The organism is Mesorhizobium sp. M1E.F.Ca.ET.063.01.1.1 (assembly GCF_003998155.1).
Taxonomy (GTDB): Bacteria; Pseudomonadota; Alphaproteobacteria; order Rhizobiales; family Rhizobiaceae; genus Mesorhizobium.
The window spans coordinates 1-1,529 of the sequence record NZ_RZSC01001074.1 but is presented as its reverse complement, the minus strand read 5'-3'; the positions used below and the strand labels follow the sequence as shown (position 1 = coordinate 1,529).

At 66.0% G+C, this 1,529-nt stretch carries 2 protein-coding genes; both read left to right on the top strand.

Translation table 11 applies throughout. The features are described 5' to 3' along the window. Window positions 1-206 precede the first annotated feature (206 nt). On the top strand, window positions 207-1,199 hold the full coding sequence (locus EOA29_RS36135; RefSeq protein ID WP_127222375.1) for a cyclodeaminase: 993 nt from the start codon (window positions 207-209) through the stop codon (window positions 1,197-1,199). Window positions 1,200-1,238: 39 nt separating this feature from the next. Continuing rightward, window positions 1,239-1,529, top strand: a 291-nt coding sequence (locus EOA29_RS36130) for an aminopeptidase P family N-terminal domain-containing protein (RefSeq protein ID WP_189479109.1), incomplete at its 3' end; no start/stop codon positions are given.

The window sequence follows — 1,529 nt, the reverse complement described above, 5'->3', positions numbered from 1 at the left end:
GGCGAAAGCGATGGCGACATCCAATCTCCCCCGCAGGGGGGGAGATTGGATGTCGCCATCGCTTTCGCCAATCACCGACGTTGCAGGACAAGTGCCGTCGGCAAAGCTGCTGATCTCCCCCCTTGCGGGGGAGATGGCCGGCAGGCCAGAGGGGGGTGCGACGGAGCGCCTTCCTTCGCAGCGTGGGCCATCGTGGAGCGCATCGCATGAGCCGCATGACCATCCTCACCGAAGCGGATCTGCGCAAGATCGTGACGCTCGATCTCGACGCCGTCGCCTGTGTCGAGAATGCTTTCCGCGCTTTGGCCACGCTGCCGGTGGCGATGCCGCCGATCCTGCGCCTCGACATTCCCGAGCATCACGGCGAGGTCGACGTAAAATCCGCCTATGTGCCTGGCATCGACGGCTTCGCCGTCAAGATCAGCTCCGGCTTCTTCGACAATCCGAAGCTCGGCCTGCCCAGCGGCGGCGGCATGATGGTGCTGCTCTCGGCAAAGACCGGGGTGGTCGAAGCGCTGCTGCTCGACAATGGCTATCTGACCGATGTCCGCACCGCCGCAGCCGGCGCGGTCGCGGCCAGGTTCTTGTCGCGAGAAGACTCCACCGTGGCCGCGATCTTCGGCGCCGGTTTGCAGGCCGGCCTGCAGTTGGAGGCCTTGCGCCTTGTCAGGCCGATCGAGGAAGCCCGCATCTGGGCCCGTGACGCAGCGAAGGCCGAGGCGGCCGCCGCTCGCTTACGCGAGAAGCTGGGCATCATGGCGCGCGCCGAGCCGGATGCGGCGAAGGCGGCGGCAGAGGCCGACATCATCGTTACCACCACGCCGTCGACCGAGCCGCTGATCAAGGCCGGTTTCGTTTCCGCCGGCCAGCACATCACCGCCATGGGGTCGGATGCCGAGCACAAAAACGAGATCGCGCCGGCGATCCTGCGCATGGCCGATCTCTATGTCGCCGACAGCGCGAAACAGACGCGGCGCCTCGGCGAGCTCCATCACGCCATCGAGGCGGGCGTGATGGCCGCCGACGCCGACGTGACCGAGCTCGGCCAGATCATCGCCGGGAAAAAGCACGGACGACGCTCGGCCGGCGACATCACCGTCGCCGACCTCACCGGTACCGGCGTGCAGGACACTGCGATCGCCACTTTGGCCCGCGACCGCGCGCGGGCAGCCAATGCCGGAACCGTTTTCGAAAGCTGATGCCTGGCCGCGAGGCCCAACAAACGAGGACCAAGAACGATGCAGCCAAACTTGAAATTCTCGCGAGGCGAATTTGCCGATCGCCTCGCCAAGACGCGGAAAGCCATGGAGGCCAAGGGGGTCGATCTGCTGATCGTCAGCGATCCCTCCAACATGGCCTGGCTGACCGGCTATGACGGCTGGTCCTTCTATGTGCATCAGGCGGTCATCGTGCCGCCCTCGGGCGAGCCGGTCTGGTATGGCCGCGGCCAGGACGCCAACGGCGCCAAGCGCACCGCCTATCTCGCCCACGACAACATCATCGGCTACGCTGACCATTATGTGCAGTCG

What these genes read in the sequence shown, in the direction of transcription:
- EOA29_RS36135 (WP_127222375.1), top strand. Translation starts at nt 207, where the DNA reads ATGAGCCGCATGACCATCCTCACCGAAGCGGATCTGCGCAAGATCGTG.